17 protein-coding genes and 1 riboswitch are annotated in these 20,923 nt (G+C 37.7%); of the genes, 4 read left to right on the top strand and 13 right to left on the bottom strand.

All coding sequences use genetic code 11. The features are described from left to right. Positions 1–98 precede the first annotated feature (98 nt). Complete coding sequence (gene cotE / locus AC4G3O_RS10585; protein ID WP_066099703.1) at positions 99–698, bottom strand: outer spore coat protein CotE; 600 nt, start codon at positions 696–698, stop codon at positions 99–101. Between the two features lie 216 nt (positions 699–914). Next, positions 915–1,349 (bottom strand): DUF4395 domain-containing protein, encoded by a 435-nt coding sequence (locus AC4G3O_RS10580; protein ID WP_491136142.1) that lies wholly within the window; start codon positions 1,347–1,349, stop codon positions 915–917. 503 nt (positions 1,350–1,852) lie between these two features. Between AC4G3O_RS10580 and katA the strand changes: the two genes are divergently transcribed. Further along, entirely contained in the window at positions 1,853–3,304 is a 1,452-nt protein-coding gene (gene katA / locus AC4G3O_RS10575) for a catalase KatA (protein ID WP_491136184.1), read from the top strand. A 97-nt stretch (positions 3,305–3,401) separates the two neighbouring features. Here the strand turns inward: katA and AC4G3O_RS10570 are convergent, their stop codons facing one another. Beyond that, a complete protein-coding gene (locus tag AC4G3O_RS10570; protein WP_491136141.1) occupies positions 3,402–3,683 on the bottom strand; it encodes a hypothetical protein in 282 nt (93 codons plus the stop codon). A gap of 366 nt (positions 3,684–4,049) precedes the next feature. Between AC4G3O_RS10570 and AC4G3O_RS10565 the strand changes: the two genes are divergently transcribed. Further along, positions 4,050–6,152 (top strand): 5'-nucleotidase C-terminal domain-containing protein, encoded by a 2,103-nt coding sequence (locus AC4G3O_RS10565; protein WP_491136140.1) that lies wholly within the window; start codon positions 4,050–4,052, stop codon positions 6,150–6,152. 208 nt (positions 6,153–6,360) lie between these two features. Further along, positions 6,361–6,657 carry a hypothetical protein gene (locus AC4G3O_RS10560; RefSeq protein WP_140461352.1) on the top strand — a complete coding sequence of 99 codons (297 nt, stop codon included), beginning with the start codon at positions 6,361–6,363 and terminating at the stop codon, positions 6,655–6,657. A 284-nt stretch (positions 6,658–6,941) separates the two neighbouring features. Here the strand turns inward: AC4G3O_RS10560 and AC4G3O_RS10555 are convergent, their stop codons facing one another. The 3 genes from AC4G3O_RS10555 to AC4G3O_RS10545 all read right to left on the bottom strand — a co-directional run bounded on the left by AC4G3O_RS10555 (position 6,942) and on the right by AC4G3O_RS10545 (position 10,232). After that, complete coding sequence (locus AC4G3O_RS10555) at positions 6,942–8,966, bottom strand: penicillin-binding transpeptidase domain-containing protein (RefSeq protein ID WP_490558336.1); 2,025 nt, start codon at positions 8,964–8,966, stop codon at positions 6,942–6,944. A gap of 176 nt (positions 8,967–9,142) precedes the next feature. Then, positions 9,143–9,823, bottom strand: a complete 681-nt coding sequence (locus AC4G3O_RS10550; protein WP_140461351.1) for an HAD family hydrolase — start codon at positions 9,821–9,823, stop codon at positions 9,143–9,145. Positions 9,824–9,950: 127 nt separating this feature from the next. Continuing rightward, positions 9,951–10,232, bottom strand: coding sequence for a putative periplasmic lipoprotein (locus AC4G3O_RS10545; protein ID WP_148629626.1), 282 nt, complete (start codon positions 10,230–10,232; stop codon positions 9,951–9,953). Positions 10,233–10,605: 373 nt separating this feature from the next. Between AC4G3O_RS10545 and safA the strand changes: the two genes are divergently transcribed. Then, positions 10,606–11,208, top strand: a complete 603-nt coding sequence (gene safA / locus AC4G3O_RS10540; protein WP_140461349.1) for a SafA/ExsA family spore coat assembly protein — start codon at positions 10,606–10,608, stop codon at positions 11,206–11,208. Between the two features lie 302 nt (positions 11,209–11,510). On the opposite strand, the gene pulA is transcribed toward safA, so the two are convergent. The 7 genes from pulA to AC4G3O_RS10505 all read right to left on the bottom strand — a co-directional run bounded on the left by pulA (position 11,511) and on the right by AC4G3O_RS10505 (position 20,529). Further along, the gene (gene pulA / locus AC4G3O_RS10535; RefSeq protein WP_490558375.1) at positions 11,511–14,072 is read right to left on the bottom strand and encodes a type I pullulanase; all 2,562 of its coding nucleotides are present in this window, start codon (positions 14,070–14,072) and stop codon (positions 11,511–11,513) included. Between the two features lie 752 nt (positions 14,073–14,824). Next, a complete protein-coding gene (locus AC4G3O_RS10530) occupies positions 14,825–15,853 on the bottom strand; it encodes a PTS sugar transporter subunit IIC (protein WP_066099792.1) in 1,029 nt (342 codons plus the stop codon). 553 nt (positions 15,854–16,406) lie between these two features. Further along, the gene (locus tag AC4G3O_RS10525) at positions 16,407–16,832 is read right to left on the bottom strand and encodes a hypothetical protein (RefSeq protein WP_490558334.1); all 426 of its coding nucleotides are present in this window, start codon (positions 16,830–16,832) and stop codon (positions 16,407–16,409) included. A gap of 271 nt (positions 16,833–17,103) precedes the next feature. Further along, a complete protein-coding gene (locus AC4G3O_RS10520; protein WP_066099799.1) occupies positions 17,104–17,631 on the bottom strand; it encodes a hypothetical protein in 528 nt (175 codons plus the stop codon). A 94-nt stretch (positions 17,632–17,725) separates the two neighbouring features. Further along, on the bottom strand, positions 17,726–18,523 hold the full coding sequence (locus AC4G3O_RS10515; protein WP_490558333.1) for an ABC transporter ATP-binding protein: 798 nt from the start codon (positions 18,521–18,523) through the stop codon (positions 17,726–17,728). Between the two features lies 1 nt (position 18,524). After that, on the bottom strand, positions 18,525–19,556 hold the full coding sequence (locus AC4G3O_RS10510; RefSeq protein ID WP_490558332.1) for a FecCD family ABC transporter permease: 1,032 nt from the start codon (positions 19,554–19,556) through the stop codon (positions 18,525–18,527). Between the two features lies 1 nt (position 19,557). Further along, on the bottom strand, positions 19,558–20,529 hold the full coding sequence (locus AC4G3O_RS10505; protein ID WP_491136139.1) for an ABC transporter substrate-binding protein: 972 nt from the start codon (positions 20,527–20,529) through the stop codon (positions 19,558–19,560). A 191-nt stretch (positions 20,530–20,720) separates the two neighbouring features. Continuing rightward, a riboswitch (cobalamin riboswitch) is annotated at positions 20,721–20,900 on the bottom strand. Positions 20,901–20,923 lie beyond the last annotated feature (23 nt).

Genomic DNA, 20,923 nt, shown 5'->3' with positions numbered 1-20,923 from the left:
AACCTTTCTTTCAATCAAATATATAATAGAAGTATTATATCATAGGAGCCAAGCTCATCTAACAACAAAAAAACTAGAGAGTTTTTCTCTCTAGTTACTTAATCCCGCTTGCTTTTGCTTTTTTTCCTGTCTGATTCATAGGAGCTGGACTCTTCACTGGATGACTCACTATGATCAAGGAAATCAGGATTAATTTCCTCCAGTTCGTCATCATCTACCTCAAGCTCCCAGCTTTCCTCATCGGTGTCTGCATTTTCCCTGATTGAAACAGTTACTTTTGTTTCACCAATAATCTCCACTAAAAATTCACGTTCAACATGAACAGAAATTTTTTCACCATCTGGAGTTATTAGACATTCAATACAATTCGGTTGTTGAACCACTTTGGCTATGACTTCATTATCATCATAGACTGTTTGGTCCCGATACTTTAATTTGATGGTATCTTTATACGGAACCTTTTCTGTTCTGACTTCTGTCTTTGTATTATTGCAATATGAATACCAAATATTGATATCATAATATCCTGCAATTTCTACCTTTTTACCATGTTTCTTAGCTTCGTACGTATGATTAATAATCCAGCAGCCCAGTATACTGGTAGGATCGTTGTCTGGACAAACCGTATGATTTGCCTTGGTAAACTTACGCCCCTTTGCCACTACTGCCTTCGTGATAATTTCTCTATATTGCGACATACAAGGTTACCCTCCTCAACCATTTTCATTTCATCCTATGCATGATAAATGTCTAGCGTGCAAATTAATTATCAGTTCAACAAGGATTGCATGCTACAGTTTATGCCCATGCTGAAGAAAGGTGACCTTGATTTAAAAATAGGAGCAAGTTATGCGGAATTCTTCTATAATAGTATGAAGAAGGATCCTGCTATTTACAGGATCCTAATACTTTCTTTAAACTGTTTTGTTTGTCGATCTTTTATACATATATTGCTGCCATTGAAAACGAATAAAGCAGCCTATACAAAATCCCATGATAGCAACGAATGATGCAATAGCAACCATGGCCGTAAATACATATCCAGCAATCATCCAATCAAGCATATAACTGATCAGGCCGCCTGCAAGACAAATAACAGCGATCACTTGATTAAATTGTTGCTGAGCCCACTCTTCCGGGATATAATCAGAAGTTATTTTTCTTAAAAATAATTTACCTGCTTGCATGATTGGATTGAATCCAAAGACTAAACCCATAATTCCTGCAAATAAAGGCAGTGCTAAAATCCATTCAACACCTGTTACCCAAGTAGCGACCACGCTAAGAAAAATCACCCATTGGTTTAAACGTACCAATGGTCTCGGAACTGTGCGGACCGTTTCTCCCATTATTTCACACCTCTCCAATATGTTTTATATGTTATTTTTCATCTTACTCTGTTTAACCATAAATGGGAAAGTATAAGAATTTAATTAAATTATATTTCTCATCAATACTTTTAGTCATTAATTGTATTTAGAGGAAGAATCATGAACCATTCTAATTGACAGCAAGGAAGTTGATAAAGGATAATAACTTTCCCATTCATTTTGTAAACGAACTAGTTCGATAGTAGATTTTTTATAAACTTGATAATTTTATACTCTAATTAAAAGAACATAAATAAGAATACCTGCTTCTTAATTGAGAATCTCCTTGCTGCCTCTCTTGCTTGCTTTATTTCTAAAGGTAAAACCCCTACCTGTAAGAGCTCTCTCACAATGAATTAAATAAGCATCCTTTCACTAAATCTCCTTTTATTTATAATTATTTTAAATAAATAGTAGTTTTTAATTGATAATATTATAAAAAATAAATATAATAGGTTTATCATACGAAAAAGGTGGTATAAATAATGTCCAAAAAATTAACAACTAGTTGGGGAGCTCCTGTAGGAGATAACCAGAATTCCATCACAGCTGGAAGACGCGGACCAACTTTAATTCAAGACGTACATTTATTAGAAAAATTAGCTCATTTTAACAGAGAACGTGTACCTGAGCGTGTAGTACATGCAAAAGGCGGCGGAGCACATGGTTATTTCGAGGTTACAAAGAATTTAACTGAATATACAAAAGCTGCTTTCTTATCTGAAGTTGGCAAAAAAACTCCTTTGTTCATTCGTTTCTCTACAGTTGCAGGTGAACTTGGTTCTGCTGATACATTACGTGATCCTCGTGGATTTGCAGTAAAACTTTATACTGAAGAAGGTAACTACGATATCGTTGGTAACAATACTCCTGTCTTCTTTATCCGTGATGCAATCAAATTCCCTGATTTCATACATACACAAAAAAGAGATCCAAAAACACATTTGAAAAACCCTAATGCTGTTTGGGATTTCTGGTCACTTTCACCAGAATCTTTACATCAAATAACGATTCTTATGTCTGATCGTGGTATTCCTGCTACTTGGCGTCATATGCACGGATTTGGTAGCCACACGTTCAAATGGACGAATGCTGAAGGTAAATCCGTATGGGTTAAATACCACTGGAAAACAGAACAAGGGGTAAAAAATCTATCTACTGATTTGGCTGCTGAGCTTGCAGGTACAAATCCAGACTACCATATCGAAGACTTACACAATGCAATTGAAGCTGGCGATTATCCTGCATGGAAATTATGCGTACAAATCATGCCGCTTGAAGATGCCAACACATATCGTTTCGATCCATTCGATGTAACAAAAGTTTGGTCTCAAAAAGACTATCCTTTAATCGAAGTTGGCCGCATGGTATTAGACAGAAATCCAGAAAACTATTTTGCAGAAGTAGAACAAGCTACATTCTCTCCTGGTAATTTTGTTCCTGGTATTGATGTATCACCGGATAAATTGTTGCAAGGTCGTTTATTCGCTTATGCAGATGCTCACCGTTACCGTGTGGGAGCAAACCATAATCACTTACCAGTCAACCGTCCTAAAGTTGAAGTAAATAACTATCAACGTGACGGCCAAATGAACCCAAGTATAAATGGCGGTTCTTCTGTCTACTACGAGCCAAACAGCTTCGGAGGTCAACAAGAATCTCCTGAAGATCAACAAGCAACATTTGAAGTGGAAGGCTATGCTGCAAGCACTTCTTATGATAATGATGATTTCTACACTCAAGCTGGTGATCTTTACAGATTGTTAAGCAGTGAAGAACGCGCTAACCTGGTTAACAACATCGTTGGATCTATGCAAGGTGTGACTGTACCTGAAATTATCGAACGTCAAATCCAGCATTTCTACAAAGCTGATCCTGAATACGGAACACTTGTAGCTGCAGGACTTGGTTTAACAGTAACTGAAGAAGTTTAATAGAATAGTTTAATACATTTTTACATTCTCAATTAAAAAAAGGTACTGCTACTTGCAGTACCTTTTTTATCTAAAACTCTATCTCCCCTTCTCATTTCTAAGCCATATTTTTCAACCAAGTAAGGACTCGAATAAAATGAAACGGCTCAAACCAGCTAATCAAAAAGAACACAATAAAAAAAGAACAGAGTGAAATGAATTTTAACCACCCTTCTTCCTGTTTTGCAATCGCCACAAAACTGAAGACTATTCTAACTAGAAAAGAAAGACTTCCTAAAAGAAATAAAAGTTCCACATGTCTTTCTATACCTGCGGATAAACCGAATAATATCAGCCCTGCTATCATCATTCCCATCGACCATAAACTGAATTTTCTCACCACTCCACCTCCATTCATATGAGTATCATTATTTGAAATAATATCACAAAACATTTTCCGTTTAGATTTCATTGATATTTAATAACTTGGAAATAAAGATCTGTAAATTTAAGAACACGATCTAATAACCTTTCTTCTTCATCTTGAACACATACACTATTTGATAAGGTTAATCAGATTTCTAAGGCTTAATTATTAAGCAAAACATTACAGATACTAAATAAATGTCTCTTAAAAGAATTGATTATTAATATATAGTTCAAATTTACCATTTATTTGAAAATTATGTCGATTGCCTCGAAAACTCATTTATAATCAGATATGAGGCCTATATCTTGGCCATATCAAACAAAAGGGGAGCGGTATATGAAGTTTCGATTGAAGTTTTCTCGTATGTTGGCCATTATGACAATGGTTGTTGCACTTGCTGGAACATTGGTTGCGCCGGCAGTCGATGCAAAAACATCTGATCGCCAGAATGAAGCACATTTTATTCAGGAACTGGGCGTTTCGTCCCAAAGTATGAAGAAACAGAAATCCATATCTAGAATTGATGCAGCTGCTCTGATGGCGCGTGCATTGAAACTCGATAGCCAAAAAGCTCCTAAGACAAGCTTTACGGATGTGCCAAAATCGTCCCAAAAAGCTGTAAACTCATTAGTCTATGCCGGTATTCTTGATGGGAAAAGCAAGAATAAGTTTGGCAGCTATGAACCTTTGACTCGTGGGGAGCTTGCTGTTTGGATTGCAAAGGCTTTCAATTTGAAAGGAAGCACAGTAACAAACTTCTCTGATGTACCTGCTAAACACGCTGAAAGAATCGGTTCTATCCTTCTATACGACATCGCTGAAGCTATTTCCGATACTGAATTTGGTTATAAACAAAAGGCTAGCTTATCTGAGCTTATTTCCATGCTGCAACTAGCCCTAAAAGCCCCAGATTATCAGTTGCGTGTTCTTCATGTGAACGATACACATGCTAATATTGAAAATGCACCAAGACAAATAACCGCAATTAATGAACATCGCAATGGAAATACGAATAATCTTCTTCTCCATGCTGGTGATGTATTCTCAGGCACCCTTTATTTTAATGAATTTAAGGGACTAGCCGATCTTGAATTGATGAATCTTGCCGGATTCGATGCTTTTACCTTTGGTAACCATGAATTTGACCTTGGCACTGAGACCTTGCTGCCATTCGTTCAAAGCGCTGAGTTCCCATTTGTGAGTGCAAATGTTGACTTCAGCGATGATGCCCTCATGAAAAGACTTCAGAATAACACCTATACTGCTAAACCACATGATGGAAAAATATACGACGGTATTATTAAAAATGTAAACGGTGAGAAAGTTGGTATTTTCGGCTTAACGACCGCTGAGACTACCAGTATCTCTAGTCCTGGTGATGTTAAATTCGAGGAATATATCAATTCAGCTAAAGCCTCCGTTAAAGCATTCAAGAAACAAGGTGTCGATAAAATCATCGCCCTTACCCATATTGGCTACAATGATGGCGGAGGAGACAATGACCTCGAGCTTGCTAATCAAGTCGAAGGCATTGATATTATTGTTGGCGGCCACTCTCATTCACAGCTGAACGAACCCGTCGTTATAGATAAATACAAAGAACCGACTATTATCGTCCAAGCAAACGAGTATTCCAAATATCTTGGTGAGCTTGATGTGAGCTTTGATAAAAAAGGAAAAGTTATCGCCTATGATGGCGAACTGATTAGCATTGATGCTAAGAACACAGAAGGATCTTATATCTTTGCTGAAGACCCGGCAGCAGCTCAAATCCTAGCGAAGTATAAGCCGATTGTTGACGCAAAGAAAAAACAAGTTGTCGGAACAACAGCCGTCGATCTGATTGGTGGCAATCCTGCTGCAAGGACAGGCGAAACAAATCTTGGCAACTTGATTGCTGATGGAATGCTCGATAAGGCAAAAGCCATCAACCCAAATACTGTCATTGCCCTACAAAATGGCGGGGGTGTCCGGACAACCTTAAAGGCAGGACCAATCACTTTAGCTGACGTTATGACAGTCCTCCCCTTCAGCAATGCACTCGCAATCATGGAAATTAGCGGAGCAGAATTGAAAACAGCTCTTGAACATAGCGTTAGTGCTGCTCCAAGCGCTAGCGGCGGATACCTGCAGGTCGCAGGCATTCGCTTTACCTATGATAGCTCTAAACCAGCAGGCACACGCGTGCAATCAGTCGAAATAAACCAGAATGGTGAATATACATCACTCGTAGATACACAGACCTACTTCGCTGCTACAAACATCTTCACTGCCAAAGGCGGCGATGGCTATTCTGTCTTTGCTGATATTTATGCAGATGGCCGCGTAAGCGAACCCGGCTTCGTTGATTGGGAGATTTTCTCTGATTACATCCAGTCCTTCCCTGAACAAACTGTTTCACCTAATGTAGAAGGTAGGATTATTGATTTAGCTAATTAAGATAAAGCTATTCGAGATAAGCAAATTAAAGGCATCAGTTTGAGACTGATGCCTTTTTTCAATGACTTTTACATTAATTTTGTTAACCTGATATAAGTTTTCTGATAGGACATGCCTTTTTACTTATTCCATAAATACCCATATTAACTTTATAATGGTGTAGGATGTTCAATATATTAAATTTATTAAGAGATAGGATGCGATGATTATGGATTATATTAATTATACTGAGATTATCTTGAGGTACGCTCTCCTGGCGTTTTCCTTTTTTTGCGTTTATGCAGTAACCAGGCAAGGGAGTAAAAGCGAGCGTTATGCAGCACTATTAATCTACCTAGCTACCTTTGGCTTGTATACGTTCTTAATTATTGCTGAAGTGATTACCCCCTCTGAAGATGCGAACATTGGATTAGGCTTTTCTATATTGCTAATGGGATTTGTGAGCATCGCAGGAATCATCTTAGCAGGCATCATCTACCTGGTGAGGAGAATTAAATCCCGTTAATCGATTTACATCACTATTATTTTTTCAGATTACTAGTTTATCTATTTAAGGTGCACTCAGCAGAAGATAGTAAATAACTAAAAGTATTGATGAAAAAATAAAAAGAACTATTAACTTGGATGATGCAAAAATAAAACCTGTAAAGAAGCGTGAAAAAAGAAGCTCCCACCCTTACTTGAAAGATACCCCCGGATAGTGGCACTTTTTTATCAGTGTCCGCTATCCAGAGTATCGTTCATGTTCTGAATGGAAGCTTCTTTTCTATTTTTTGTTTACCTTTTTAATTAATCAATTTCAGAGGAATCCCAATCCAAGAATGTCTTTTGAACAATGGATTGAACATTTTTACCTCCGCCATTATTTTGTACATCTTCTATTAACAGTGCCATGACAGCCTTCGGATTTTTTTGATCATAGGCTACGAATAACCCATTTTCAATACCTTCTTCTCCTTGTGTGCTTTTCAGCTCAGCTGTACCTGTCTTACCTGCTAATTCCAGTTTAGGTGTGTTTGCAGCCTTTCCTGTGCCGCTTGTAACAACCTTCCTCAAGTCAGTTTTCAATGTTTTAGCCTGTTCAGCAGTAATAAAAGAATCATGCCAAACGGCAGTTTCAGTATCAAGGTAAAGACGAGGCTTCATCAATTTTCCATCATTGACAATTGTACCGTAAATACTGGATAAATGAACCGCACTCATTAATACTTCTCCTTGACCATAGCCAGTATCAGCTAATAATTTACTGCTCTCCAATTTGCCGCTATTTGAATATTGTGATGCGCGGACTGGATATTCGAGCGGGAATTTTTCTTCGCCAATCCCTAATTCCTTAAATCCATTAATCAAATCAGTCTCACCAATCGAAAGAGCTGTCTGTGCGAAATAAATATTATCTGAGATTTGTAAGGCAGTTTGAAGATTAACAGGTTTTCCTGGATCGCTTACTCTTGTAATAGAGGCATTTCCCCATTCTTTCCCTTTAGACCATTTTAAGCCTTTAATATTCAGCTGTTTTTCTGGGTCAAGCTTACCCGTTTTTAAACCAATTGCTGCAATAATCGGCTTGATCGTTGAACCAGGTGAATAAGCGGCCGCAAATCGATTTAACAATGGCAGTTTTTTATCATTTTCCAGCTGACTATACTTCTCTGAGCTAATTCCCAGTACAAAGTCGTTTGGATTAAACGACGGAGAACTTACAAGCGCCAATACATCTCCTGTATTTGGATGTACCGCAGCAAATGTCCCCGCAGCTCCCTTCATATTTTGAAATGCTTGTTTTTGTAATTCACCATCCAATACTAACCTAAAGCTTTCCCCATCCTCTGCTTCTGTTTCAGCAATGACTATAGGGTCATCTTCGCGGTTAATATAAATCGTATTGCCATCTTTCGGGCGCAGTTTATCCTCTAATAATTGCTCAAGCCCTCTTTTGCCAATTATACTGTCATTTGAATAGCCCTTATCTTTATTTTTCTCTAGCTCTTCAGCAGTAATAGTACCTACATATCCTGTCAAATGGGCTGCACTTTCACCATATGGATATTCCCGAATCTCTTTTTCTTGGAAACTGACACCATTAATAACTTTTAATTTTTCAATCAGCTCTGTTTGGTTATTTTGGATTGTTTTAATTGGCACAAAATAACCTGGCTGAACCCAGCTTTGATTAAGCTGTTTATCAATATAGTCATTGCTAAGATTCAAAAATTTTGTTAACTCAGCTTTTTTGGATTCATCAAACTTCTCTGGTGTTATACCTACAGTTTGAGCAATTCCATTTATCGCAAGTCCATTTCCATTACGATCAAGGATTTCGCCCCTTTTACCAGTTGTCGTTTTAATCCCAATCTTATCGTCTGGCTGAAGTTCAGGGAAAATATAAGTTGTATCCCAGTCTACATACCAATTCTCTTCCTTATCCTTCGTTTCAAGCTTCATGGTTACTTCTTTTTCAAATTCAATCGGTCCTGCAAGAGAATTCATTTTTACTTGAATGGGAAGTGTTATACTTTTTTGATCCCTCTTCAGCTCTTTCTCATCCTTGAATTCGCTTTTAACTGATAAATCGGAAATCTCCAGGTCCTTATAGACCTTTTGATATCGATCGACATATTGTTCTTTTTTAAACTTGTCTTTGGCTGAGTCTGCTACATAGTTCGAATACATCTTATCAAATTTCTGATCGTTCCACAGGTTTATGTATTCCTTCAATCGCTCTTCTGGACTGACAGTTTCATTACAACCAGCCAAGATAAGAACCATTAATAACATTCCTATACTTCCCCATATGGTTTTTTTAACCTTCAACGTGAGAGCCCCCTTTCACATACAAGACTATTATACTAAACTAATCAATGATTTTCACAATGTTTCATCTTCAAAATAAAGCTTATAAACAATTTTACTAAAGCGAATAGACAAAAAAACCTTTTAAGTTTAACTACAAAGAGTTAATTTAAAAGGAATTAATTAGAATAAACTATTTATTTTTTGTGTATTTTAATTGAAGTTTCATGCTTATATTTTTTTATCAATTTAATAAAATCAGGAAGAGTCTTACAAATATGAGTAGGCTTTGTTCCATACAAGCTCGTTTGAACTGTGCTAAACCATTGAGCTGCGATGGTCGTTACGTGCGCTGAAGCTCCTGCAGCGATATCAGCCTGGCTATCTCCAACAACGATGACCTCAGATGGATCATTATGGAGTAAAAATAGTGATTTCTGTATCCCTTCAGGATCGGGTTTAGGTGCTTTAACTTCATCGCCAGAAATGGTCACATCGAAATAGTCGTATAGATTCAACAACTCTAGTGAGAGTGTTAATGATCTTCTGCTTTTTCCAGTAACAATTCCCAGATTTATATCCATGTCCTTTAAAACATCCAGCATTTCCTGAATTTCTGTTAAGTATTCAAACTCACGATTATGCCCTTTTTCATATAAATCATAAAAATCTTCTATGGCATGCTCCACCTTTTCCTTATTACGTAAATGATTTCTTATAATAACATCCTCAATGGGACCAAATAATTGAATAATCTCTTCATCAGTTAAACTTCTTTGATCATATTTATTAAACACATACCTAAAAGCTTCAAAACTAACAGGTAAAGTATCGGCAATAGTTCCATCAAAATCAAACAGAACGGTCTGGAGACTCACCGTGCCACTTCCTCTCTGTATTAGCCCTATCAATAGTTTATTACCCTTTTTGTAAGAAGGTTAATACAGAACTAAAATAAAGTTTTACTCCCATCAAATGAAAGCGCTTTAAATTTAAATAAAAAAATTATTTATCATATTCATAGGCTTTGTAAATCTCAGTTGCTTCTTCCACAGATATCTGAAATGAATCACTTGCCATTTTCATAAGCCGATCATCATAGACTGCCGGATTATAATTAGGAGCTGTACTGAGATGAGCTTTTGCTTTCTTAATATATGTATGTACGGCTTTTTGTCCAACAGAACTCTCAATCTTCACCTTTTCGTTTACCTTAATTGAACTTTCGCTAGCACTGCACCCTGTAAATAATAATGTTACACCTAATGCGATTAACATCTTTTTCATTATATGGACCCCCCTTCCATTTGCCTACTTCTAGTATAAAAGACTTATAGAAGGAACGTATATACTGTTTTTGAATTTGTCATATTTCATTATTTTCTAAATCAAATTTCAACACATCTCTTAACCCCTATCTTCGCAACAAAAAAGCCCCGAGCTTGGATGTTTATACTCTTAACATTAATAATCGGTTATTAAAAAATCAGCTCTCCCTCTAATAGTTATATCGCCAATTCTATCATTTACCAAATTTGTATAAATCCCTTTCTAGAGGGGTTCAAATGGCAATATTAGTAGATTCCTGATATTGACAACCAATTCTCTTCCATTCTTTTATATAATCGAACCCGTAATAAAAATTTTAAGGAGAGGAAAGATGAAGAAAAAAATCACATCAGTTATACTCACAACTACTTTACTGCTACCTACAGCCACCGCTTTTGCAGACTATCAATATACGGTTGTCTCCGGTGATACTTTATGGAAGATTGCTGTTAAAACAGAGACAGGAATCAGCGAACTTATTGCAGCCAATTCTCAAATTTCAAATATAAACTTGATTTATCCTGGTCAAAAGATCAATATTCCTACTCAAGACGATGTTAAGGCCTATGAGCAAGAAGTTATCAGGCTCGTCAATGTTGAAAGAGCAAAACAAGGTTTGCAGGAATTAAAATATGATTGGGAGCTTGCCAGAGTAGCTAGATACAAGTCAGAAGATATGAGAGATAATAATTACTTTAGTCACACTAGTCCTGTTTATGGTTCTCCATTCGACATGATGAAAAACTTTGGCATCAATTATAAATCTGCCGGTGAAAACATCGCAAAAGGTCAAACAACACCTGAACAAGTTGTAAATGCGTGGATGAATAGCTCAGGTCACAGAGCAAATATTTTAAGCTCGAAGTTTACTCATATTGGCGTAGGTTATGCGAAGTCTGGCCACATCTGGACTCAGCAGTTTATATCTAAGTAAAGAGAAAGCCTGTTTTGGCTTTCTTTTTTTCGTTTTCTAAACCTTCCTTTACTTGTCTTAGGAGATAAACTGACGGGAGAGGTGGGTTTGATACCCGGGGCAAAGGTGCTACATAGGTGTTCGATAGCTGCCTTCCTTCACCTTGGACGCACCTTTGCTCCGCCTTTGACCGGGGATAGCCGGGGCATAGTTGGTTATTGAAGTCTTAGCTAATTCGTTTTAAAAAACTTAATAAAAAAACAAACAGCTCTGTCATTATGATGACAGGGCTGTTTGGCCATGGATAAACGATAAACTATGCATCAGCGCTTCTTTTTATATCTTTTCCCCTTTTCTTGGAGCACAACCGTACTTAATGCTGGAATAATTACCTTATCACCTTTCAATTTATATATGGGTTTCGAGGAAGCCTCATTCGCATTAACGAGTACATTCCATACAGCGTTCCTTGGAAGTACAACTTCAACATCATTTGTGTTAGCATTATGTGCTACAAAATAGCTCTCATATTGCTTTCCTCTTGATGGTTCAGTAATCGTATAGACAATCGTATTTACCGGTGCATCCAAAAAGCGAATACTATCCTTTATTGCGCTGGCCTCCGTCATCCTGAATACTGGATGGTTTTTACGAAGATCTATCAACCCCGACATATATTTCACTTCATTCACAAATTCTGCATTCCGTTTCCAATCTAATTGATTAATTTCATCTGGGGATTTATAGCTATTATGGTCTCCATACTTAGTTCGCATAAATTCCTGTCCGGCATGAATAAATGGGATCCCCTGTGAAGTTAAAATGATAGACGAGGCCAGTTTATGTCTTTGTTTTTTCTCTTCATAACTTGCATTTGGATTCGTCAATTCCAACTTGTCCCAAAGGGTGTGATTATCATGTGCTTCTACATAAGTGATGACCTGTTCCGGATCACGGTATGTCGCCTGGTTATTATCATAATCAAGACCGGCCATGATGCCTTTTTTGATCCGATCTTCCATATTCAATTTTCCATTTACGAATCCATTATCCTGCTCTTCAAATACGCTGCCCTTCAGTCCATCTCGAATGTCATCATTGAAATGAGCAATGCCAGGCATTTTTTCAGCATTTTTCTGATTTGCCTTTATGTCAGCCGCAAGCGGAGTATTTAAATCCCAACCTTCCCCATGGATAATAAATGATGGGTCAATACGCTTCAAAGCCTTCCTTACATCATTCATTGTCTCAACATCATGGATTCCCATTAAATCAAATCGAAATCCGTCCAGTTTATATTCCTTCGCCCAATAGCTTGAGGAGTCGACGATGAATTTACGCATCATTCTTCGCTCGGAGGCAGTATCATTGCCGACACCGGTACCATTGGCCAATGTACCATCCTCGTTGTAGCGGTAGTAATAGCCAGGAACCAACTTTTGAAAGTTTGACTCTGCAGCATCATACATATGGTTGTAGACAACATCCATTACTACACGTAGGTCCTCCTTATGGAGCGTTTGGATCATTTGCTTCAGTTCTTTTATTCTCACTTTAGGTTCATAGGGATTGGTAGAATAAGACCCTTCCGGTACATTGTAGTTTTGTGGGTCATACCCCCAGTTATACTGTGGCTCGTCAAGCTTTGTTTCATCTACTGTTTTATAATCATAGATTGGCAAAAATTGAACATGAGTTACTCCCAATGATTGTATATGATCAAGACCGGTTGGAAGCCCATTTGGTCCCTTTGTACCTTTCTCCGTAACGCCTAAATATTTCCCCTTTTGCTTAATTCCGCTTTCTGACTGGATGGACAAGTCGCGTACATGCAATTCATAAATAATTGAACTCTCTGGATTCGCTAACTTTGGTCTCTTATGTTTATCCCAGCCCTTCGGATTTGTTTTCGCTAATTCTATCACGGCTCCTTTTTGACCATTGACTGACGCTGCCTTTACATATGGATCAACAGCCTCTGTCCATTTCCCACCTATATTCACTTTATATGTGTAAAAGAGACCATCCTGATTTCCTTTTAATTTAGCCGTCCATGTCCCCTTTTTATCCGACTTCATCGTAATTTCCTTGCCCTTAGGATCATTCCAATTTTCATAAAGAACGAGCTTTGCCTCTTGAGCTGTTGGAGCCCATAAACGGAAGTTGGTCGAAAAACGTGAGTAGGTGTTCCCAAGATCATTGCCACCATAATAATACTGGCGATCAAACTCCTCTGTCCGCACCACTCCTCCTATCTCAACAGCCCGCTCTCCATAGCCCTCAATTCTCACGGCATAGCTTCCACGCACATCAAGCTTCTTGTTTGTTTTTATCGTAAACTTATTTGTTACTGAGTTATTCCCTTCCTCAGGAATAATTGCTTGAATGGGTGCATTTTCAAGCTCAATCACTGTTCTGTTTATATCAAGTGGATTATTTGTCGTGACAGTGATTTCTGTAAAGCTGTCCATCGCTGCCTTTTTGATGCTCGGCTCACTGTTTGGTTCTGAATAGTACACTTCATCATCTCCTGAAATAATCCACACCTCCGCCTTTCCATCCTTTATTCCTTCAATCCAACGGTCGCCTCCATCTTTTTCCCATGAATCAGTACGAATAATAAAGCCAACCCGCTCATGAAGTCCCTCCAGTGTAAATCTCGCAACCTTTCCAAATGCATCTTCTTCCTCAAACTGTTCGACATGACCTTCTCCATTTTCAGGCCATACCCATAGATTCCAATCCTTTGCATCATCATTTTCCTGATAATGGATGACAATCTCCGTGTTTCCATCTTCTGCTTTTGCACTTAGCTGAGGGAGCATTGTCAATAACAAGCAAAATGTGCCTAGCCACGCGATAATTCTCTTCTTTCTCACAGACATCTTCCACTCCTCCTTCATTCTTCTCTTAGTAGGCAAACGATTGCATAAATTCATATATGTAATCGTTTTCATAATTACACCCTTCCATTCTAGTAAACTAGCTTTCTGAAGAACAGTTTACGTTTTCCTATTTTTAGAAGAATATGATTCAGAAATATGGACTTTATACCTATACCTTCATATAAAATACACGAAAGAAGATTTTCAGGCAGTTGAATCATTTTCCCTTACCAAAAAGATCCGTAATTCTTGAATAAGTCCTCTTTGACAGAAGGAAAGTTGCCCATCAACATACAAATGTCATTAATTATATGTATCTGCTACTATATTGCAGAATTCTCTTACATAATGGAGATATTTTTCACCCCAACAATAATCTGATTATTGATTACGAAGACATATTATCCCCCAAAGAATAATCGTGAAATATTCTAGCCATATTCTTAAACTCATGGCCCACCTGAAACATTCTTTGTACTTAAGTAAACTGAAGTACTTTATATTTTAAATCAACAAGCAACTAAGCTATCATTCTGTACACGAAGAAAGATGGTCTCTGCATCATACAGAAACCATCTACCCACCACGTAAAATTTTTATATGTTCAATAAAATGAAAATAGAACTAACTTTCTCTATTCATCATTGTTTAGGTTCATTTTTAACACATTCTATCAAAATAGATTCTCTTCTTCGTATGATTTACCTAAACCCCTATCTGAGTCAATATTTCAAAAGAGACAAAGCAGACAACTATTGAACTTCAAGATGAAGATCACCTGCTTTAACCTTTCCAGCCATTTTTAGGAGGCGGTGAATCGCAAGAGCAATCATAACAGGAAGCACCATCCCTATTCCTACATAGTTGAGGAATATGCCCATCCCTTGATTAGCTAAGATGTTTATCGGTGCAATCAACGAGCTTAGCCCCATCCCGCCTAGTTCATACGGTACTTTAAAATCAAAGACCATCGTAGCTATTGGCGCAGCAATTGCGGCAGCCGTAAACGCAGGTATAATGTAGATTGGGTTTTTTATCAAATTTGGAAACTGTACCTTTGGTGTCACGATTGATTGTGCAAGAAAGCCACCTAAATCATTATCTTTATAGCTCATTGCTGTAAAGGCTACAAATTGTACCGTACAGCCAATCAAGGCTGCTGCACTTGATACTGGGTCCAACTGCAGAGCAATCGCAAGCGCAGCTGATGAAGCTGGGGTCATTAATAAAAGACTAAATATTAAGGATAAGACAATCGATCCAATTAAAGGTGAGCCTTCTACAGAAGCTGTAATTTGTGCACTTATCCTTGTTAGTAATGGTGTTGTCACCGCTGCTAATCCAACTCCGGAAATCCCACCAATAAAAATAGCTGTAATCGGAATTGCCATAATGTCCAATTTTGTTTTACCAACCATCCTCTTGCCTATATATGTAGCGATGAGTGCAGCCAATACAGCTGATATAGGTTGTCCAGTGACAATCGTAAAAGCACCTTCTGCTGTTTTTTGAATAGCGGCTCCACCAACAGAGGCACATGCCATTGCACTAAATTGTACTAATGAGTTACCTCCAAGCTGATAGGCAATCCCTGCACCAAGAGCAGGCGCAAGCAAGACCTTTGCCGCTCCTCCAATAGTAAGGAATATTTGCCAATCAAAGTAACCCCCAATTGATTCGAATAATAGACCGATTCCTAATGTTACTAAAACGGCATTTGCGATTCCCGTAGATGCCTTATACATTCGATCAATAATATATTCTTTTCTCTTCATCCCCATCGCCCCTTAGTAGTTAATTAAATATTCTGAAAAATAAAGGTGTTATGTTTTCTTTTTTCTGCATCCTTCCTTTATTGGAGATATTAGTATTTAGATATATTAACACAAATAAAATATAAATAGCAAAATATTTTGAAAATTTAATATAAATAAGTAAATTTGTACTTCGAAATAATTCCATAACGCTTTTATCAACTAATTTTCCCGGTTTATATTAAACTTTTAACCCACAGTTATAGTTGGTTTCTGGCATATCCACAGTTATAGTTGGTTTCTGGCATATTTTCCTTTTTCACTCTCCACTTTCCACAGCCTATAATTCTATTTTTAAATATAATCTAGTTTACACATTTTTATTTATGAATACTTACTAATAATTTCAGTCATAAAGTATCATACAAACAGACAAATATACAAAACTTGTTCTACCTTTTAACCAGTGCGAAGTATCTATGAATGATTTAGAGGATTTCTATCTAAAATAGGTGCTACATCTAATCTTTTTGGTCCAAAAAAAGGATTTCCGCACTTTTACGGAAATCCTCGCTCTTCTTTATAATGATAATGTTAACTTGATTGTCCCATCATTCATCTCATACGATTTAATTTTTCCAACAGGTATCTTTTTGACGATACCCCAGGAATTAAAATCCATTTTAATCGTCTGATTTGTGTAATTTGAAAATGGCGGACTGTTAAAAATTTTAATTTCATCTATCTTTATATCAATCGGCTTCATACTCTCAATTTCAAAAATAATCACTCTTTTTTCCATATGAATTGGTTTCAGGCTTATCATATATGAAACATTTTTATCTGTTTTACCTCGAATGTTCAAATGGCCTGTTGTTATTTCTACTTTTATATCTTTTTGGCCAGACTGTCTTTTTATTAGTTGTTCTAACATTACTGGCTTAATAGGAACGGTCACTCCATTTTTACTTATTTCGTTAAATTTCTGTTTAAATTTATCCAGCACGGTGGCAACACTCCTAAAGTATTTAGTTTCCGGTTTAATTAAACTCAAATTTTACTTCTGCTTGTTTCTTTTTAATATAACTTAATCGTAACATGGCTAGAATTACATTCCCTACTAATGTGTCCTCTTTTCATCCATAAAAAAGCACGATTCTTTCTTTGGTTATGAAAGAATCGTGCTTTTCTTTTTATCAAATCATACATTCTCTCTTCATTAAAAATGGATAACAAGATCTATCTAACTCTATTATTTTAGATGTAGGCTTAAACATTCATTTCTTTTTCACAGCATATGATTTACTGACAAAAGGAATTTCCTGTATGCCGTTCACCTGATTTACATAAACAGCCATCACAAAACAAACATTTGCGAGCAATCCTAGGAAATCAAATAAGATGTCTAGCACTTCTCGCTCTTCACTAACTTTATGCAGGGCACGATAGGATTTCTTGGCCTCACTGCGTACGACATGAAGTGCGCATGCAGCGTTGCTTCCTTGCGGTAATACGAATTGTTTTACCTTTTCCCCTGTTTTCTCAACATAAAAATCATATCTATCACTCAACCACTGTAAATCTGCTTCAGTTATCGCCAATTTTCCGCGCACAGAACCGTTCACATGATAGCATAGCGCTTGAACCTTACGAAGGTCATCAATGACTGCTTGCTCTTTCTCAGTCAATAACGGGAAAACAGCTCCAAGCCTTGTGGTTAAACTATCAGTGCGAATCTCATAATCAACTAAACAGCTTTTTTCTCTCATGAATGGATAACTGGAGTAACGCCAGTCTTTTTTCAAGGTTCATTCCCCCTTATTTAAAACTTAGGTTTTAGTATGAAATAATGGTAACTCCGCGACGCCTTCACATAGAAGGCCATCGCACATGAATTCTTCATGCCTCCCCTTTTATATCTATGGCATAAGGAATCATCTGCCTTTTTCCAAAATAGGAATCATTGTATGTATACGTATGAGTTTTAAAAATACGCATCAAGTTAAGATCCGTAATGACTTGTTCGGGTTCCCCTGCTGCAACGAGTTCTCCATTTCCCATAAGTATGAGTCGATCACAATAGCGAGTGGCTAAATTAATATCATGGATGGCCGCGAAGACAGCCTTTCCCTCTTTTACAAGCTCCCGGATGACCTCGGCAATTTGGACCTGATGATAAATATCCAGATCTGAAGTTGGCTCATCCAACAAAATAACCTCAGAATTCTGAGTGATGGCTTTAGCTAAGAAAACAAGCTGACGTTCTCCTCCTGATAGGGATGTGATATAACGGTCTCTCAAATGATGAATTCCTGTTTGTTTCATCGCTTTCTCTGCCAGTTGAGTATCATCTTTTTGTGAGAATTGCCATTTCTTCCGATGCGGATGCCTTCCCATAAGTACTACCTGACTCACTGTAAATTCATAGTCAAGGACCGTGCTTTGTGGCATATAGGTGATGGCTTTGGCCACTTCAAGAGTAGTCATCTCAGAGAGAGTTTGATTCTTGAATTCTATTGAACCTGCAGTTGGCTTTAACAATCCAGCCATTAAACGAAGCAAAGTAGATTTTCCGGTACCATTCGGACCAATCAAGCAAGTGAACTGGTTAGTTTCCAAAGAGATATCCATTGCTTTTAAAATCACCTGCTTCCCACGACTAAAGCTGAGTTTCTCCACATTCAAAACAGCTGCCATCTCATAGTTCCCCCTTCTTTTTATTCTTTAAAATTAAATAAAGGAAAAACGGAGCGCCGAAAAAAGCAGTGATAATACCGATTTGAATCTCAGCAGGCCTGATGGCCAAACGGGAGATTAAATCAGCTATAATTAAGAAGCTCGCTCCCCCAAGGGCACTGGCCAACAGCAAATTCCAATGGGAGGGCCCAATGATCATACGGATCATATGAGGGACAATCAAACCAACAAATCCGATGGCTCCTGTTAATGAAACACTCATTCCAGTCACTAATGAAGCAGTAATTAACAACAGATTACGGGTTCGCTGAACAGAAATCCCCATATTTTGTGCCTGTTCTTCACCCAGCAGAAAGATATCCAAGTCGTTTGCATAGTACAAAAAGAGACAAATCGAAAATAAAACAGGGACAATCAATAGTTGCACATGACTCCAATCACGCCCGTTTAAGTTTCCCATCATCCATTGGACAATCTGCTGCATTACTCCTGCATTCGAAAAAGAGATCAGCAGGGAAGTACTGGCTGACAAAAATGAACTAATCGCAATACCCGTCAGTAGCAACGTCAACACTGAAGTTTTTCCATTGTTCGTCGCAATCAAATAGATTGTAAACAGTGTCAAGGCAGCCAGGATAAACCCCATTAACGGGACGAAAAGAGAATGGACAGCTGACAAACCAAAATAGATGGCCAGCACTCCTCCGAACGCTCCGCCTGAAGATACACCAATAATTCCCGGATCAGCCATCGGGTTGCGAAAAACACTTTGCATCACAACTCCCGATATAGCCAGACCTGCCCCAACTAATCCAGCTACAACAACCCGCCCCAGGCGAATCTGAACGAGGATTGTTTCATACATCGGGTTATAGTCAAACTCTATAAACGGAAGCAATGAGAGTAATACTTTCACAGTTTCCGTAAATGGAACGATGACCCCGCCATACATCGTTGCTAAAAGCAACGATGCGAGCAAGGAACAAATCAGGATTATGAAAATAAGTACCTGTTTAGACTGTTTAAAAGCCATATTATTCTCCATAAAGAACTTTATAAATATCTTCTGCTCCCTCAATCACAAAATGGGATGCCGTTGTTAAATTTGCACTGTCTATTACATGCACTTCATTATTCTTAAAGGCCTTCACATTTTTAAGAGCCGGATCCTTTTTCCATTCCTCGACGAATGTTGCTTTTGAGCCATCATACTGCCAATCACTTGTAATAATCACATCTGGATTTAACTCAACTAATTTTTCCTTTGAAAGATTCGGATAATCAGGATACTCTTCACCGGTAATGCCCGCTTCTGTAATGGCATTTATCCCGCCTGCTAAGGTGATGATTTCTCCTATTGTAGTATTCTCAGTAACTGAAGAATTTTGCTGTGTCCAGTAAACCACTCGTTTTTTATCTGTTTGTGCTTTTGCTTTCGTTTGTAAATCTGACATCCTCTTTTTGACATCAGCTATGATTTCTTCTGCTTTATCTTCTTCGCCAACAATGGTACCAACCTCCATTAGACCCTCCAATACACCTGATATAGAGGAATCATCTTTAAGTTGGTAGGTGGTGATGTCTGCAGCATCAATTTGTTTAAGAACCTCAGGATCTACATAGGAAGGAATCAGCACTAAATCAGGCTGAAGTGACAGCACCAATTCAGATGTAACTGATTCAATTTTTGTATCAATTCCATCTGTTAGATCTGCTACATTCGAAATCCCTGAGTCTGTCGACATTTTCGTAACCGCTGCAATCCGTTCCTCTTCTGCCAATGGCAATAAATATTCATCAATGGCCAACGTTGTTGAAACAATCCTTGAAGGTTTTTCTTTTATTGTTACCTTTTCTCCACGACCATCTGTCAGTGTTTTCGGATACTCGCTAGTTTCCTGGTTTGTTTCATTTTTCTGGTTATTTACTGTCTCATCATTTCCGCATGCAAACAATGCAAAAACGGATAAGAACACCAAAAGTGATAAGCTTGCAATCTTTTTCATCTCACTATTCTCCCTTTTCCAAAATTTATTATATTTAGCGAATTCACGCTGAAATATTAAACATAAAAAAGCCTGTCTTCCCGGTTAAGGAAAACAGGCTTGATTCATGCACAGACAAAAAAACGCTGTCAAAATCAGCGCAAAGACACAATCATCTCTACGTTCGCCATCCCTTTTCCCACCGAAAAGTAAGCAATACACATTCATAAGCAGGTTTCCTGACTCTGAGCTTCACTTTACTCTCACACCTTCCCTCATTTAAAGGTGGTCACGTGATTTCATCAGCTCTTACAGTAGCGGGGGCTGTTCCAGATTTACACTGGATTCCCTTTTACCTCACAATAGTGAGCACTTATGATTGTTTTAAATTTTCGTATTATTAATATATCATGTT

The sequence above is a fragment of the Bacillus sp. z14 (2026) genome, assembly GCF_058313575.1.
This window is presented reverse-complemented; position numbering and strand designations above follow the sequence as displayed.

Bases quoted from the DNA above. Each gene is read 5' to 3' on its own strand.
- cotE (WP_066099703.1), bottom strand. From the start codon at position 698: ATGTCGCAATATAGAGAAATTATCACGAAGGCAGTAGTGGCAAAGGGG.
- AC4G3O_RS10580 (WP_491136142.1), bottom strand. From the start codon at position 1,349: ATGGGAGAAACGGTCCGCACAGTTCCGAGACCATTGGTACGTTTAAAC.
- AC4G3O_RS10565 (WP_491136140.1), top strand. From the start codon at position 4,050: ATGAAGTTTCGATTGAAGTTTTCTCGTATGTTGGCCATTATGACAATG.
- AC4G3O_RS10560 (WP_140461352.1), top strand. From the start codon at position 6,361: ATGGATTATATTAATTATACTGAGATTATCTTGAGGTACGCTCTCCTG.
- AC4G3O_RS10545 (WP_148629626.1), bottom strand. From the start codon at position 10,232: ATGAAAAAGATGTTAATCGCATTAGGTGTAACATTATTATTTACAGGG.
- safA (WP_140461349.1), top strand. From the start codon at position 10,606: ATGAAGAAAAAAATCACATCAGTTATACTCACAACTACTTTACTGCTA.
- pulA (WP_490558375.1), bottom strand. From the start codon at position 14,072: ATGTCTGTGAGAAAGAAGAGAATTATCGCGTGGCTAGGCACATTTTGC.
- AC4G3O_RS10530 (WP_066099792.1), bottom strand. From the start codon at position 15,853: ATGGGGATGAAGAGAAAAGAATATATTATTGATCGAATGTATAAGGCA.
- AC4G3O_RS10515 (WP_490558333.1), bottom strand. From the start codon at position 18,523: ATGGCAGCTGTTTTGAATGTGGAGAAACTCAGCTTTAGTCGTGGGAAG.
- AC4G3O_RS10510 (WP_490558332.1), bottom strand. From the start codon at position 19,556: ATGGCTTTTAAACAGTCTAAACAGGTACTTATTTTCATAATCCTGATT.
- AC4G3O_RS10505 (WP_491136139.1), bottom strand. From the start codon at position 20,529: ATGAAAAAGATTGCAAGCTTATCACTTTTGGTGTTCTTATCCGTTTTT.